Genomic DNA, 15845 nt, shown 5'->3' on the forward strand with positions numbered 1-15845 from the left:
CTTAAACACGAATTTCAGCGAGCCAGTTATCTTCTAATGACTTCAGTTGGGCTAATTCCTCATGACTAAACCCCGCTTGTAAGCGCCCTTCGGTATAAAAAGGGCCGCGTACTGGGGCTTGCAATACTTCCCGCAGGAGTTGGCGGAAAGTTGCTTCTGGCTCTAGGCCACGCAATTCACAGCAATACCGATACCAATGAGAACCCATCCGCACATGTCCCACTTCGTCACGCAAAATAATCGCTAACACATCAGCTGTCACCCCATCACCGACTTCACGCAAACGCGCCATCATCGGCGGAGTAACATCCAAACCACGCGCCTCTAATACACGTGGGACTAAAGCCATTCGTACCAAGACATCCTGATCAGTTTTTAAGGCATGTTCCCACAAACCATTATGGGCGGGTAAATCACCATAGTCAGCCCCTAGTTCACGTAAGCGAGCACGCACTAAAGCAAAGTGATAGGCCTCTTCTGCAGCGACTTGCAGCCAATCGCTATAATAGGCATCCGGCATTTCACGAAACCGATAGACCGCATCTAAAGCTAAATTAATCGCATTAAACTCAATATGCGCAACTGCATGTAACAAAGCGATCCGCCCCTCTAAATGATGCAGTTTACGCTGCTTCATTTGCTTCGGTAGCACCAACTCGGGTTGAGCGGGTCGCCCCGGTCTGGTAATTTTTTCTACCACCCCCGCTTCGGAACGTAGCAAGTCACCCGCCAACCAAGCGGGTTGTAACTGAGAGACCGCGTTAATTTTTTCGTCAGGGTCAGTGACTAATAAGCAGCTTAAAGTAGCCGCATACAAATCCTTAGCTAAATTTAGTTTGGGCATGAGGTTTTTAGGGCAATGACAAGATCCATAACATTGGTACCAGTCGGCCCTGTTGTAATCAGATCACCGCTAGCGGCTAGAAATCTACCTGCATCCGCCCGCTGTAAGCAAGCCACTGGATCAAGATTCTCCAATTGACCGCGTGCTAGCGTTTGTGCATCGACTAAACCACCCGCATCGTCGGTGACTCCATCCGTTCCATCTGTTGCTGCACACAGCAAGCTAATCCCTTGATCAGCGACTAAGGCTAACTCTAAGGCGGCTGCCAAGGCAAAATGCTGATTCCGTCCACCTCGTCCCGGATTGGCGGGCAAATTGACTGTCGTTTCCCCCCCCCAAACATAGATCCCTGCTGGTTGAGTTTTTAAGAAAGCGACACAGCGCTTAGCCGCCTCGACCGCTTCTATACTCAAAAACTCAGGCATAATATGAAGCGGTAGCGTTTGTTCTGCCGAGTTTGGCGGCTCTAGCCTTGAGGCTTGTATCGCTGCCAGCATTTGCTGATTACTCGCGACGATTTGCCAAGTAAACTCAGGATGCGCAGGGGCTGGAAATAATAAGCCTGAACCAATCACAGCGGGATCATCCCCCTGTACATCCGAGATTAATAAACAGGATACGGGGCGCTTGCTAATAAATTGCCACAACTTGCCACCTTTAATCCGCGACAGCTGTTTACGCATGGCATTGATCTCAGCAATCGACGCCCCCTCAGCTAGCTTATCCTGAGTCGCAGCTTGTAATTTTTCTAGCGTCCAGCCTTCTTCTAAAACCTCACACAGGCTAGAAGCACCGCCAGAAATCAGAAAGAGCAAGGGTTCATTCGCAGGGAGCTGAGCTAGATACTGTAATAAGGCTTGGCCTGCTAACAGTGAGGACTCAGCTGGTACAGGATGGGCAGCCTCCAGCACCGTGATCTTACGCTCAGCCAATAGCTCAGGGGAAAAATGCCCATACTTACTGATGAGCAAAGCTGTTTTAATATCTTTATCGAAGTAACGCTGTGCACCTTGATACATGGCCTCAGCCGCTTTACCAATCGCCACCAGATGACAAGCGGCTTGAGTACCTTGGGCCATTAGAGCTTGATACACCGCCTGATCCCCTTTCACAGCATTGAGACCGAGACTGTACAACTCAAGTAATTGCGCGGCTGCTTGCATACGAGTCTCCGAGGGCTGAGAAATAGAAACTAAATTTTAACCCTTTCCTAGCTTTTTCTTAGGTTTTTCTTAGCTTTTATTGAAACTCTAAACAAAAAAATCACCCCTTAGCAACTAAGGGATGGTTTTCTGCGTGAAACCCACTAGCGGCACTTTAAGCTTAGTTTTTCGTCAAGCAACTGGTATCGGTACCATAAGGGCTAACTGCATTCGGTGGAGCAATATCACAGGAACTAACATCGGCTGCCAGTACAGGTAATACAAAATCGGTTGTTTCAATATACTCCGTTCCAGAGACAACGATCCGCGCTGTCAATCGAACCTTATTCCAAAGCGCTTGGCTTTGCGGGTAGATGACCGTTGCTAACACCTTACCTTCTGCATCAGTCACTGCGCTGTTAGTAACCGTGGCAGCATGGGTAGGCTCTAAACGACCATTACCGTTTAAATCCTCACCTTCATCTAAGCCACCATCTTGGTCAATATCTTCAGAGGGGCAAATCGCGGTTTGGGAAAAGGTAGGTTCAGTACTAACCACACCTGCGATCATTGTTCCACAGGGCATAACCCCACCTTTGGCATAATGGGTGGGTACTAAAGTGAAATCTACCTTCTTATCTTTGACTGGATTGCCTGCACTATCCGTCACAATCACCCCGAAGGATTTTTTATAGAAAATACCGTCTTCAACGATCTTTTCATCCTCACCCAAAACAATACGTAAAGCCTGCCCACCGACTGTTAAGGTGATATTATCGGTAATCGGTGCGGCATTAGGATCTGACAAACGTAAGGTGCTGGTAATTTTAACCCCATCTTTTGCACTGGTTGCATTACCTGCGGTGTAACCAATTGTTGCTTTACCTAAAGAATCGGTCGTGGCCTTGGAGGCACTTAACTCACCCCCCACTGTATCTATCAAATTAAACTCAACCAATTGATTTTTAACTGGATTATCAGCAATATCTTTCACTACTGCAATCACATTGGTGCTAGCTTCTGGGGCAATCAGTTCTTTTTCGACTTGTGTACTTAAAATGGCGGGCGTGGTAGCAACAAACTCACGAGTTAAGCTGGTTGAAAGCCCTGTACTCGCATCCGTGGCGGTGATCACGGTACCGCCCGCAGTGGCTGAAGTCACGCTGAAGCTGGCTTGACCTTGGGCATCGGTTACGATTTGCAAAGGTGTCAGGCCGCGAGTCGCCGAGATTTTAATTGTTCTATTGGCTTGAGCAATACCATTGTGCGTCCACTTGAGGCTAACCGCTTCAGCTGTACCCACTTTAATCTCTGGGTTGGCACTCGTAATCGTAAAATCATCCCCCGAAATTTCTAAAGTTTTAGAGCTACTCACGCCTAAAGCTGAGACAGTAATCGTATCTGTACCACTGACCGCTGCATTAATTTTAAACTGAACCTCACCATTCGCATCGGTCACGAATCCTGAACCTGAAACAGGGGTGAGTGCATTATTCAAACTCGAATCAATACTGATGGTTTCATCGGCTAGCGCTTTGCCTGCTGAATCCCTGAGCTTAGCGATAAACGTCGTGGGGCTGTTCAAAGCCAGTCGTGTTGGTCCATCCAAGACTAAACTCGTGCCAACAATCGCAACCTCAATCGTTTTGACTAAAGATCCAGACTTTACGGTCACTTTTACAGTACGATTCTCAGGATTTTCTAAGCCCGGCGTTAATGTTGCCGTTTTGACTGCACTGGCTGCCGTTGTCGTATCCGCTTCGATAGTCGCCTCGCTATCCACTGAAAATTGTACAGCGACGCTTTTCAAAACATTATTATTTGCATCTTTAGCCACCGCTGAAATAATCACTGGCTTGTCCCCGCTAGAAGCCAGTTGCCGAGAACTCGCTGAAACCTCTAAGGATTTAGCCCCTGTATCGGTGTTACCCCCTGAACCGCCAGTGTTCCCCCCTGAGAGTTGATTGCCATCGCCGCCGCCACAACCCGTCAGTGCTAGCACGCATAAAGTCAGGGCGCTACGTTGAAAAAGCTGCTTCATAAACCATCCCCTTTGTTATAATTTTTATCAGTAGATTCAGGAATCTTATTTCATAGCAATTACTTATTTCAAGATAAATAAGATAAATGATGTAAATGATATTTTTTAACTAATGCAGCCCCTACACATCTCTGGCAGACTATAAACAACTTAGAAAAATACGATAAGGAGCTCGTTTATGTTTGACTTCCCTGAGCGTTACCGCGTGCCCTTCGATGGCTCATTTAAGCTAAACAAGGCACAAACGGCTGAAGAACATCATAAAACTGAAGAAGAACTGGAAGATCAGTTAAAAAAGCTCGTTAAAAAAATTGATAAGCTTCAACAAGTGCTCTACGCGGAAGATCGTCATGCACTTTTGTTAGTCTTCCAAGCAATGGATGCCGCAGGTAAAGACAGCACCATTCGCGCTATTTTAAAAGGCGTGAATCCAGCGGGTTGCCAAGTGTTTTCCTTTAAACAGCCTTCAGCCGAAGAATTAGATCATGATTTTTTGTGGCGCACAGCACGTTGCTTGCCTGAGCGGGGGCGGATTGGCGTTTTCAATCGTAGTTATTATGAAGAAGTGTTAGTAGTCCGTGTCCATCCTGAGTATTTAGCCGGACAAAACTTACCTCAGCATGACAATCTTGAAGATTTATGGGAAGAACGTTATACGTCGATTCGTGATCACGAAAAGCATCTAGCTCGTAATGGTACAGTGATTTTAAAATTCTGGCTGAATGTGTCCAAAGCAGAACAAAAAAACCGTTTCCTGTCGCGCTTAGATGAACCCGACAAAAATTGGAAGTTTTCAGCCGGTGATGTCATTGAACGCCAACATTGGGATGCGTATATGCAGGCGTATGAAACAGCGCTACAGACTACTTCGAGTCACTATGCACCTTGGTATGCAATTCCGGCGGATGATAAAGCCTATATGCGGGTGGCCGTTGCAGAAACCATCGTGAATACCTTAGAAGCGCTGCAGTTAGCCTATCCTGAAGTCCCTCCAGCCGAGCAAGCCAAATTGACGGAAGCACGGCGCGTATTAGAAGCCGAGGGCAAAACCTAATGAAAACCCTGTTCCCTGCGATTCGGGATAATCGCCATTTCTTTTTACCCGTGGATTCTATGCATACTTTATATGTAGAAGAATCCGGCAATCCCGATGGTTTACCGGTGGTATTTTTACACGGTGGCCCTGGCTCCGGCTGTGAAAATTGGCATCGCCAATTTTTTGATCCTGAGCGTTATCGGATTGTACTCTTTGATCAGCGTGGCTGTGGACGTTCCACTCCCCATGCCGAGCTTACCAACAATACCACTTGGCATTTAGTCGCTGATATTGAACGTATTCGCCAAGAGTTGAACATTGAAAAATGGGTGGTATTTGGTGGATCTTGGGGTTCGAGTTTAGGTTTAGCTTATGCACAAACTCATCCTGAGCGGGTCGCAGGTTTAATTCTACGTGGCATTTTCCTGTGTCGACCTCGTGATATTGATTGGTTTTATCAAGATGGTGCCAGCTATATCTTCCCCGATTTCTGGCAAGATTTTATTAGCCCGATTCCCGAAGCAGAACGCGGTAATTTGCTGCAGGCTTACTACAAACGCCTAACCGGGCAGAATGAAATTGCGCGCATGCAAGCCGCTAAAGCTTGGTCAATTTGGGAGGGACGCACGGCAAATCTTTCCCCGAAAGAAAGTACAGTGGATCATTTTTCTAATCCTTTTACAGCGATGAGTGTGGCTAGGATTGAAGCCCATTATTTTATGAATCGGGCTTTCTTTGAACCTGATCAATTGCTCAAAAACGCCTATAAACTTGCCAGTATTCCGGGCATGATTGTGCATGGGCGCTACGATATGATTTGCCCCTTAGAACAAGCCTATGCCTTGCATGAAGTTTGGCCGAGTGCAGATTTTGCGATTATTCCTGATTGCGGGCATGCCGCCAGTGAGCCGGGCATTCAGGCTGCCTTGGTAAATGCTACTGAATTCATGGCTGATCAACTCACATGATTGGTTTAATCCAGCGGGTGCTTACCGCCAAAGTGGTGGTTGACCAAAATACGGTCGGGGCAATTCCGGCGGGCCTATTAGTGTTATTAGGGGTAGAGCGTCATGATACTGAGGCACAAGCTAAGCGCTTATTAGAGCGGATTCTGAATTATCGTGTGTTTGCCGACCACGAAGGCCGCATGAATCGGTCTTTATTAGACGTGCAAGGCGGCTTATTAGTCGTGCCTCAATTCACCCTGCCAGCAGATACGCAAAAAGGAAACCGTCCCAGCTTTACGCCAGCAGCCCCACCTGAGTTAGGTAAACACTTATTCACTTATTTTTGTGAGCTGATCCCAGCGCAAGGGCTGGAGCTACAAGCCGGTATCTTTGGAGCAAATATGCAAGTGCACTTAATTAATGACGGTCCTGTCACCTTCTGGTTAACTACTTAAACCGTTTAAACCGATGCAGAAACTTATTCTCAAGGGTGGATTCATCAGCTTAGTCGTACTGCTCGTGGGCTGCACAGAGCAAGACAAACCTACGCCCCCAACCGCAGCTCAAGCCACGAGTCAACCCACTCAACCTGAAATAACGCAGGCCATGAGCGCGCTGAGCACGCCGCCTGAAGCCACGCAGCCCCCAACCCAGCAAACCTCGAAGCCAACCACTGAAGCCCAACCAACCACCGTTATTGCAGAGGAAAAGGAAAAAGAACAAGAACCTGAGTGTGAATAAGTTAATTATCGAGTAGCTTTTTTAGATCAGCATGCTTAGCGCTTAACTCACGGACTAATTCATCTAAGCTACGAATCACAAACTCCAGCAAATTAGTTGAAATATACGGCTCCTCAATCCGTAGACGGCTGTACATTTGGCGCTTAATTTCTAGTAGCTGTGCACCTGACTCACCGGTTTTTAAACGCACAGTTCGGGGGCGACGATCAAAAAACGACATTTCTCCCACCAAGCCCCCCGGAGAGATCGCACCAACTGCATATTCAGCCTCGCCATCCACTTGGAATAATTGAATAGAACCCCCAATCACCATATAAAAACTTGCGCCCACATCGCCAATATCGGCGAGCATTTCATTTGCACCCAACTCAACAAAGCGCATATAGTGTACAAATTTGCTGACTTCATCTTGTGTTAAGGCAGCACAAAACTCAACACAGGTATCTTGTACCTGTTTTATCAAATCGTCGTTAGACATTGATGCTCCCAAACTTCCCAACAGTAGACTCCAAGCATTATATGCGCTATAAGCGAGAAAAGAGCAAGTGCTGGCTATTAGCCTTGTTAGACCCAATTTTCAAGCGATCAAAGGCATAGATTTTTCATGAGTATTAGTAATGATGCAGTCACACAACTCATCCACACTCGACTACCCGATGCACAGATTGAAGTGCAGGGTGATGGCTATAAATATCAAGCTGAAGTTATCAGCTCCAGCTTTCAAGGCTTGAGCAAAGTGAAACGTCATCAATTAATTTATGCAGCGGTTAATGAGGCTATTACCTCAGGGCAATTACATGCGTTGACGATTACTGCTTATACCCCTGAAGAAAAAGCAGCCCTTTAATTGCTGAACCAACTCACACCTCTTAGACAAGAAGAATAAGGTTATGGATCAAGAAACACGTGCACAGCACCCCGTCTTACGCCCCATTGACGATAAAGAATTGGCTCGTGAAAGCTGGAAAATTTTTCAGATCATGGGTGAGTTTGTAGAAGGTTTTGAGCGTCTAGCGCGGATACGCCCTTCAGTAAGTATTTTCGGCTCAGCCCGTACTCCACGTGATCACCCTTTATACTTATTAACCGTGGAGGTGGCACGCAAGCTATCTGATGCTGGCTTTGCCGTTGTCAGTGGTGGTGGGCCGGGTTTAATGGAGGCGGCCAATAAAGGTGCTCAAGGTGGAAAATCACCCAGTATTGGCTTGAACATCCAACTGCCCAAAGAGCAAAGCGGGAATGCTTATCAGGATATTTCTTTGTATTTCCGTCACTTTTTTTCGCGCAAAGTGATGTTTGTGAAATATGCTTCTGCCTATGTGGTGATGCCCGGGGGTTTTGGGACTTTAGATGAGTTAGCAGAGATTTTAACTTTAGTCCAAACCAGCAAAACTCAGCGCATCCCCATTGTATTAGTACATACCCCGTTTTGGACTGGCCTAATTGAATGGTTCAAAACCACTTTGGTCGCAGAAAGCACTATTTCGCCACAGGATTTAGACTTATTTGTCCTCTTAGATGATGCTGATGCGATTGTTAATTACATTTTCCAACACTATGAGCGCACCGTTTCTGGGCCTACTGCAGAAGAGCGTGCCAATCAGATGGAGCTATAATAATGAAAAATAACCGCTTGACGTATTTGCTGGCAATTAACCTCTTAATCAGCAGCTCAAGTCTGTATGCTGAAACAGATACGACCGTGGCTGAAGAGGTGAATGGCAAAGTAAAATTACAAACCATTCGCACTCAAGACCGCTTTGGCACGATTGAGGAAGAGCGGGTGCAAGCCATCGCCAGCACCGTGCAATATCTGCCCTCGAGTGGTGGCAATGGCTATCATCTAATTGGCTCTGAAGCAGGCTCGACTTCGGTTAAAAGCGCCCATAGTGATAGCGATGAGTTAATGATTCCTAGCTGGCAAGTCTTTTCTTGGTAATTGGCTAGCGATGTCTGTTTTTACTCCCGTGAATGCTCAGGAGCTCACTGAGTTCTTGAGTCATTATGCTGTCGGTGAACTCCTGAATTATCAAGGTATTGCTGCTGGCGTTGAAAACAGTAATTTTTTTGTCACCACTACCTCAGGCACTTATGTCTTAACCCTGTTTGAGCAGCATGCGCCTGCAGAACTTGTGTATTTTCTGCAAGTGATGCAACACATGGCCAAGGCTCAGTTGCCGATTGCAGCCCCCATCCGTGATACGACCGGCCAACTTCTGCGAATCTGCAACACCAAACCCGCTGCCTTAATTACTTGCTTAGTTGGAGAAACACTGGATCAACAGCAACCTAGTACACTGCAATGCGCTGCAATGGGTAGTATATTGGCTCAGATTCATTTAGTGGGGCAGAGTTTTCCACTGAAACGCCCCCCTGATCGCGGCCACGAATGGCGGCTGCAAACAGCTAAGCGCTTACTACCGTTAGCCGAACCGAGTGATCTAGCACTCCTCACCCGAACACTACGCAATCAACACACCTTAAATTTTAAAAACTTACCCACTGGGCTGATCCATGCTGATTTATTCCGTGATAATACGCTTTTTTTAAATGCGCAACTGAGTGGGGTACTGGATTGGTATTATGCTTGCGATGATTGTTGGCTATATGATTTAGCGATTGTGGTGAATGATTGGTGCTGCTTTGAAAATGGTGCTTTGGATACTGAACGCTTAACGGCTTGTTTACACGCTTATCATCAGCTTCGCCCGCTGACCCAACCAGAGGCCGTGCAATGGCCAAGTATGTTAGAAGCTGCTGCCTTGCGCTTTTGGTTATCGCGTCTAGTGGCTATCCTTGAGCCACGGGTTGGCAGCCTAGTCCTACAAAAAGATCCCTTAGAATTTCGCCAAAAACTTGAACAACGCCAACTAGAAACAGCTTTGATTCGCGCTTGTTGGGTAGGCGCGGTATAATTTAAGTCTTATCCTAGCCTAAACTTTAATTGCCATGTCCCAAACAGTGACTCTCGATGCTCGGCGTTTGCTCTGTCCTCTACCCGTCATTCGTGTTCAACAAGCGATTGAACAACTACCTGTAGGTACGATACTTACCGTTTATTGTACGGATCCGGGTGCTTTACATGATGTTCCTGCTTGGGCGCGCATTCATGGTCATACCTTACTTGAAACGCGAACTGAAGGCCGCGACTATATTATTAGTCTACAACTCGAGACAAGCCGATGAAGCCCAGCTTACCCCTCTCCAACGCTGACTCCGCAGAAAATAATGTGCGCCAACAGACCACTCAGCGAGTGGCTTTGGTAGGGATGGGTGTCAATATCATTCTAGTGATTGCACAAATCCTCGGCGGTATTTTCACTCACTCACAAGCACTGATTGCCGATGCCATGCATACGCTCTCTGATCTAGTGGGGGATGTGATTGTTCTATTCGCTGCTCATCATGCAGGCAAAAAAGCGGATGCAGATCACCCGTATGGACATGGGCGGATTGAAACTTTAGCCACGGTGGTTTTGGGTTTACTACTAAGCGGGGTTGCAGTGGTCATCCTCTTGCAGGCATGGGGTAGACTAATGGGCGAAGCGCCACTGGTTGTACCGGATGCCAGTGCTATGTTTTTTGCGGGTTTAGCGATTTTAGGCAAAGAAGGTTTGTATCAATACACCGTGCGAGTTGCTAAAAAAATTCGCTCACCGCTGCTCAAAGCCAGTGCTTGGCATCATCGCTCCGATGCATTCTCTTCGGTCTTGGTACTGGTGGCGATTGCAGGTACGCAATTCGGTTATGCTTGGCTGGACGCTGTAGCTGCCATTATTATTGCGATCATGATTCTTTATATGGCGCTGCAATTATTGCTAGAAAGCACCCGTGAATTAGTGGATACCGGGCTTGCCCCTGAAGAGTCTAATAAGATTATTGAGTATATTCATACGCTCCCCGGCGTTGAAGATCTGCATCTGCTACGTACCCGCAAAATGGGGGGTAATGTTTTTGCTGATGCACATATTCAGGTTGCCAGCCATATTAGCGTATCGGAAGGTCACAAAATTGCTGAATATGTCACCCATCAATTAGAGAGTCATTTTCCAGAAGTCACCGATGTGACGGTACATATTGACCCCGAAGATGATGAGGCTGGTGAGATCAGTGTCGACTTACCGAGTCGACAAGAAGTGATCCAAGCCCTGCAAGCACAGCCACTCGCTCAAGGACTTCAAACCTCGATTCATCACCTTGTGATGCATTATCTAGATGGAAAAATCGAATTAGAGGTTTATCTACAAACGACACCGCCTCCCGCCCTACTCCGTGACTTCAAACAAGCCTGCACTCAGCTTCCTTATCTTGGCTCTGTTAAATTCTATACAGAGATTGCTTACTAATGGTGCGAAAGAATATTATGGCGCACCATTATTGTGCTTTTAAATAACCAACTGTCCGTGTTTACGCTAGAAAACAAGCTATTAGCAAATGGCATAAGGTTTGCATATAATTCACCACTTTTCTGGTTTTTTTGACCATTGACCCATTTCTGCAATTTCAGGAGACAACAACATGTCTGTACAAGACGTCATGAACCTCATCGAAGAAGCGAATGTCAAATACGTTGACTTCCGCTTTACTGACACTCGCGGCAAAGAGCATCACGTGTCTGTGCCTATCAGTGAATTCAATGAAGACATTTTCGAAGATGGTAAAATGTTCGATGGTTCCTCCATTGCTGGCTGGAAAGGTATTAATGAGTCCGACATGATCCTGATGCCAGATCCAGAATCTGCTTTCATCGACCCTTTCTTCCAAGATGTTACTTTAAATATCACTTGCGGTATCGTTGATCCAGCGACGATGGAAGGCTATGAGCGTGATCCGCGTTCGATTGCTATGCGCGCTGAATCCTATTTAAAATCCACTGGCATTGCTGATACGGCTTATTTTGGTCCAGAACCTGAATTCTTTATTTTTGATGATGTCCGTTGGGGTGCAGATACCAGTGGTTGTTTCGTTAAAGTTGACTCAGTAGAAGCGGGTTGGAACTCTAGCAAAGAATATCCCGATGGCAATATGGGGCATCGTCCGGGTATCAAAGGTGGCTATTTCCCAGTGCCACCGGTGGATTCTTTCCAAGATATTCGCGCAACCATGTGTAATATTTTAGAAGAAGTGGGTGTTCCGGTTGAAGTCCATCACCATGAAGTCGCAACTGCCGGTCAGTGCGAAATCGGGACTCGTTTCTCTACGATGGTCAAACGTGCTGATTGGGTCCAACGTCAAAAATACGTGATCCACAATGTGGCGCATCAATATGGCAAAACCGTAACCTTTATGCCTAAGCCGATCGTAGGTGACAACGGTTCTGGTATGCACGTACATATGTCTTTAGCTAAAGACGGCACGAATACTTTCGCGGGTGAGGGTTATGCAGGTTTATCGGAAACGGCACTGTATTATATCGGCGGTGTGATTAAACATGCGAAAGCGCTGAATGCTTTCTGTAATCCTGGTACTAATTCGTATAAGCGTCTAGTTCCCGGTTTTGAAGCACCCGTTATGTTGGCTTATTCTGCACGTAACCGTTCTGCGTCAATTCGTATTCCGTTCGTGTCTAGCCCGAAAGGTCGTCGTATCGAAGTTCGCTTCCCCGATCCAAGTGCTAACCCCTATCTTGCGTTCGCAGCGCTGATGATGGCTGGCTTAGATGGTATCAAAAACAAAATCCATCCGGGCGAAGCGATGGACAAAGACTTATACGATCTGCCACCTGAAGAAGACAAATTAATTCCAAAAGTTTGCCACTCTTTAGACATGGCCTTAGACGCACTGGATAAAGATCGTGAGTTCTTATTAGCGGGTGGCGTGTTCTCTAATGACATGATCGACGCTTATATCGAGCTGAAAACTCAAGAAGTGACTCGTTTCCGCATGACGACTCACCCTGTTGAATACGATATGTATTACAGCTGCTAAGCGATTCTCAGCTTTAATACAAAGGCCGGACTATCGTTCGGCCTTTGTTTTTTCTGGCTTTAAAATGGTGGGAATTCTGCCCACTGCACGGACAAAACAGCTGACAAACGGTATAATTAAGCTCATCCCCAAGTGATCAGAGCTTGTTCACATGCCCAAAGTGTTCATCAGTTACAGCCACAAAGACGAAATATGGAAAAATCGTCTGCAAACCCAATTGGCCGTACTGGAAATGGAGGGTCTACTGTCGGTCTGGGAGGATCGTCGGATCGCCTTGGGGGATGACTGGTATCCAGAAATTGAAACAGCGCTTAACACAGCCGATGTTGCCATCCTGTTGATCAGCGCTGATTTTCTCACGTCAAAATTCATTCGTGGTGAAGAAATACCGCGTTTGTTAAAACGGCGTGAACAAGAGGGTATTAGGGTTATACCGCTGATCCTAAAACCTTGCCCTTGGGAGAAAGTCGCTTGGCTCAGCGCAATGCAAGGTGCGTCTAAAGACAATGTGCCGCTCTCGGGTCTTTCCAAATATAAGCAAGATACTTTCTTATGCAAATTAGCTAAACAGATTCAAGGTTTGTTGGAAGAAAATAAACCACAACCCAATAGCAAGCCTCCGATCAAAATTGACCGCCTACCGACTGTCAAGGGTAAGTTTTTAGGTCGTAAAAAAGACCTAAAGCTACTCAATGAAGCTTGGGCGAATGAGGCCACCCATATCGTCCAGCTCATCGCCCCGGGTGGTACAGGTAAAACTAAATTATTGCGCCACTGGCTCAACCAGACATCTAATATTCCTAATCTAATTGCATGGTCGTTCTACTCGCAAGGTGTTAGTGCAAATAAGCAAATCTCCGTGACACCGTTTTTCGAGCATGCCTTCGAGAAACTGGGTTCACCCCGACAGGTTGCTGATTTTGTGAATGAAGCTGATCATAAACGAGTCAATAGATGGAAGGATATGGGTGAATACCTCGCAGAACTCTTACGAGATCAGCGTTGTGTACTGGTGTTAGATGGTTTAGAACCACTCCAACATCCAAGCAATAATAGAGGTTCGATCAAGGACAGCGCCATTCGTCATCTATTAAAAAGCCTTGCCATGCACAACAACAGCCTGTGCATTATCACCTCACGAATTGCTGTGTATGAACTCAGTGACTATCCGTCACCAAAAGTGATTTCTCATAAACTGCAAAACCTCAACCAAAATGAGGGTGTGTCACTGCTCAGATCACTTGGGGTAAACGGTGACTTGAAGGAGCTACGTCAAGCGGTCAAGGAATATGGCCGCCATCCTTTAGCCTTGAGCATGTTAGGCAATCTGCTCCGCCTGCGTTATCAGGGCGATGTCCTTAAACGGAAGACCCTTAAAAATTTATCAACTCCATCTAAAAGCAGGCCAGAAAGCCGAGAGGCTTTCAAAGTGATGCAGGCCTACGAGGAATGGTTTTCAGGTACACCGGAGCTGGCTTTGCTGCGTTTATTAGGGTTATTTGATCATCCTATCGACTTGGATGTCTTACAGGTCTTGTGGGATACACCGATTCCCGACTTGACCGCAGGCATTGATGAAGGCGAATGGCAACAGGCAGTGTCGATTTTGCGTGAGGAACATCAGTTGCTGGCACAGCAAGACGGTGAAAAAGATCTCGATTGTCACCCGCTGATCCGTGAATACTTTGGTCAACAATTACGTGAGAAACAGCCACAAGCATGGCAACAAGCCCATGAAATCTTGTATGCCTACTACAAAGACCTTCCAGCTAAACACCACCCCGATACACTGGCAGAAATGCAACCGCTATTCCATGCTATTGAGCATGGTTGCCATGCAGGTTTACATCAGCACGTATTTGACGAGATTTATTGGCCACGAATTAGCCGTGAAAAACAGTATTACTTGAACAAAAAAGGGTTTATAGGGGATGATCTAGCGGTATTGACCCATTTCTTCACGCAGTTATGGGATAAACCGAGTAACTACTTAAATCTGAAAACTCGAGCACATATATTACAAAGTATGGGACATCGTTTGCGAGCTTTAGGCAAACTGGCTGAGTCCATTAAGCCGTTTACGGCGGCCTTAAAACTGTATGAAAGCCTAGGTGACAGCCAAGAAACGACTATCACTGCCAGCAATCTGATTGAACCGCAATTGACCCTAGGGAATGTACGAGATGCTTTATTAAGTGCTCAAAGCGCAGCCCATTCAGAGGATCCTAAACTTATCCGGCGGTTACAAACCTTTTCCATTTTTGCCCGAACCCTGCATCAGGCAGGACAGCGACAGGAAGCCTATGAGCAATTTCTAGAAGCCGAGCGCATTCAAACACTCGATGACCCGAAATACCTCTATTTGCATTCATTATCCAGCTTCCGTTTTTGTGAGTTATTGCTGGAACTACAGCAATTTGCTGAGGTAAAAAAACGTGCTCATTACGCGCTTGAGATTGCATTAGACAGTACCCATCCTTTGTATATTGGTCTCCACCAGCTACTGATAGGGCGGAGTTTGCTGAACAATCAGTTGTTGGAAGCTGACGAATGGCTATCCAAAGCGTTGAATTCATTGCAGGAAGCGGGTAATCAAGACCATCTGCCCCGTGCTTATCTCGCCTACGCTACTCTATATCGTCACGCACAGAATTTTGAGCTTGCTCATACCCACTTGCAGGACATGTTCAACATCGCTAACAGCAGCGGGATGCGGCTGCATTTGACGGATTATCATTTGGAGATGGCGCGGTTGTTGGTGGCGGAAGTAACCCCTCCTAACCTCTCTTTATCAGCGGTGGAACAAAACGCTGTTACCAAGAGAAGGGCGGGTGGGGTCGCTTCAAAGACGATTGCCTTTCATATCACTACCGCTGACAAACTCATCAAGGAAACAGGCTATCACCGCCGAAACGCAGAACTCACTAAGTTAAAGTACTACCTAGGTTAAGCCTTCAAACCTGCGAACGGATCAATAATCCGCAGCCCTCCTTCAAGAATTTGCCCATGCTGCATATCTTCGGAATACAGTATGCTACAACCTTGCTCTAGCGCACTGGCCAGCATCAGGCTATCAAAATAACTGTAACCATAACGCTCCCCTAGCACGAGGGCTTGCTCAATTGTCTGACTGGTCACGATTGTGATCTAAAAATTACGTTGTAGC

The 15845-nt window shown here is 46.5% G+C and carries 17 protein-coding genes; 12 read left to right on the plus strand and 5 right to left on the minus strand.

Annotated features, from left to right (window positions below; genetic code table 11):
* Position 1: 1 nt before the first annotated feature.
* From B5D50_RS01670 to B5D50_RS01680, 3 genes are all read right to left on the minus strand, one after another.
* On the minus strand, positions 2–844 hold the full coding sequence (locus B5D50_RS01670) for a ferritin-like domain-containing protein (RefSeq protein ID WP_078920837.1): 843 nt from the start codon (positions 842–844) through the stop codon (positions 2–4).
* Entirely contained in the window at positions 832–2007 is a 1176-nt protein-coding gene (locus B5D50_RS01675) for a glycerate kinase type-2 family protein (RefSeq protein WP_078920838.1), read from the minus strand. Before B5D50_RS01675 ends, B5D50_RS01670 begins: the two co-directional genes overlap by 13 nt.
* Before the next feature lie 160 nt (positions 2008–2167).
* Positions 2168–4027 (minus strand): Ig-like domain-containing protein, encoded by a 1860-nt coding sequence (locus B5D50_RS01680; RefSeq protein ID WP_078920839.1) that lies wholly within the window; start codon positions 4025–4027, stop codon positions 2168–2170.
* Between the two features lie 178 nt (positions 4028–4205).
* Between B5D50_RS01680 and B5D50_RS01685 the strand changes: the two genes are divergently transcribed.
* Genes B5D50_RS01685 through B5D50_RS01700 form a run of 4 tightly spaced genes read left to right on the plus strand, consistent with a single transcriptional unit; the run spans position 4206 to position 6751 of the window.
* The gene (locus tag B5D50_RS01685; protein ID WP_078920840.1) at positions 4206–5081 is read left to right on the plus strand and encodes a polyphosphate kinase 2 family protein; all 876 of its coding nucleotides are present in this window, start codon (positions 4206–4208) and stop codon (positions 5079–5081) included.
* Positions 5081–6031, plus strand: a complete 951-nt coding sequence (gene pip / locus B5D50_RS01690; RefSeq protein ID WP_078920841.1) for a prolyl aminopeptidase — start codon at positions 5081–5083, stop codon at positions 6029–6031. Before B5D50_RS01685 ends, pip begins: the two co-directional genes overlap by 1 nt.
* Positions 6028–6465, plus strand: a complete 438-nt coding sequence (dtd, locus tag B5D50_RS01695; RefSeq protein ID WP_078920842.1) for a D-aminoacyl-tRNA deacylase — start codon at positions 6028–6030, stop codon at positions 6463–6465. Before pip ends, dtd begins: the two co-directional genes overlap by 4 nt.
* Positions 6466–6478: 13 nt before the next feature.
* Positions 6479–6751 (plus strand): hypothetical protein, encoded by a 273-nt coding sequence (locus B5D50_RS01700; RefSeq protein ID WP_078920843.1) that lies wholly within the window; start codon positions 6479–6481, stop codon positions 6749–6751.
* 1 nt (position 6752) lies between these two features.
* On the opposite strand, the gene B5D50_RS01705 is transcribed toward B5D50_RS01700, so the two are convergent.
* Positions 6753–7229 (minus strand): Crp/Fnr family transcriptional regulator, encoded by a 477-nt coding sequence (locus B5D50_RS01705; protein WP_078920844.1) that lies wholly within the window; start codon positions 7227–7229, stop codon positions 6753–6755.
* A gap of 126 nt (positions 7230–7355) precedes the next feature.
* On the opposite strand from B5D50_RS01705, the gene B5D50_RS01710 reads away from it, so the two are divergent.
* From B5D50_RS01710 to B5D50_RS01745, 8 genes are all read left to right on the plus strand, one after another.
* Positions 7356–7598: a BolA family protein gene (locus tag B5D50_RS01710; RefSeq protein WP_078920845.1), complete on the plus strand. Its 243-nt coding sequence runs from the start codon at positions 7356–7358 to the stop codon at positions 7596–7598.
* Positions 7599–7641: 43 nt separating this feature from the next.
* On the plus strand, positions 7642–8367 hold the full coding sequence (locus B5D50_RS01715) for an LOG family protein (RefSeq protein WP_078920846.1): 726 nt from the start codon (positions 7642–7644) through the stop codon (positions 8365–8367).
* A 2-nt stretch (positions 8368–8369) separates the two neighbouring features.
* Positions 8370–8690 carry a hypothetical protein gene (locus tag B5D50_RS01720; protein ID WP_078920847.1) on the plus strand — a complete coding sequence of 107 codons (321 nt, stop codon included), beginning with the start codon at positions 8370–8372 and terminating at the stop codon, positions 8688–8690.
* Between the two features lie 10 nt (positions 8691–8700).
* On the plus strand, positions 8701–9666 hold the full coding sequence (locus tag B5D50_RS01725; RefSeq protein ID WP_078920848.1) for a homoserine kinase: 966 nt from the start codon (positions 8701–8703) through the stop codon (positions 9664–9666).
* Positions 9667–9700: 34 nt separating this feature from the next.
* Positions 9701–9937: a sulfurtransferase TusA family protein gene (locus B5D50_RS01730; protein ID WP_078920849.1), complete on the plus strand. Its 237-nt coding sequence runs from the start codon at positions 9701–9703 to the stop codon at positions 9935–9937.
* On the plus strand, positions 9934–11097 hold the full coding sequence (locus B5D50_RS01735; protein WP_078920850.1) for a cation diffusion facilitator family transporter: 1164 nt from the start codon (positions 9934–9936) through the stop codon (positions 11095–11097). The genes B5D50_RS01730 and B5D50_RS01735 overlap by 4 nt, the downstream gene beginning before the upstream one ends.
* A gap of 172 nt (positions 11098–11269) precedes the next feature.
* Positions 11270–12679: a glutamate--ammonia ligase gene (gene glnA / locus B5D50_RS01740; protein ID WP_078920851.1), complete on the plus strand. Its 1410-nt coding sequence runs from the start codon at positions 11270–11272 to the stop codon at positions 12677–12679.
* A 151-nt stretch (positions 12680–12830) separates the two neighbouring features.
* A complete protein-coding gene (locus B5D50_RS01745; protein WP_078920852.1) occupies positions 12831–15629 on the plus strand; it encodes a toll/interleukin-1 receptor domain-containing protein in 2799 nt (932 codons plus the stop codon).
* Here the strand turns inward: B5D50_RS01745 and B5D50_RS20445 are convergent.
* Positions 15626–15817: a PIN domain-containing protein gene (locus B5D50_RS20445; RefSeq protein WP_200807006.1), complete on the minus strand. Its 192-nt coding sequence runs from the start codon at positions 15815–15817 to the stop codon at positions 15626–15628. The genes B5D50_RS01745 and B5D50_RS20445 overlap by 4 nt on opposite strands.
* Between the last annotated feature and the right edge of the window lie 28 nt (positions 15818–15845).

Origin of the sequence: Thiothrix eikelboomii, from assembly GCF_900167255.1 — a bacterium.
Taxonomy (GTDB): domain Bacteria; phylum Pseudomonadota; class Gammaproteobacteria; order Thiotrichales; family Thiotrichaceae; genus Thiolinea; species Thiolinea eikelboomii.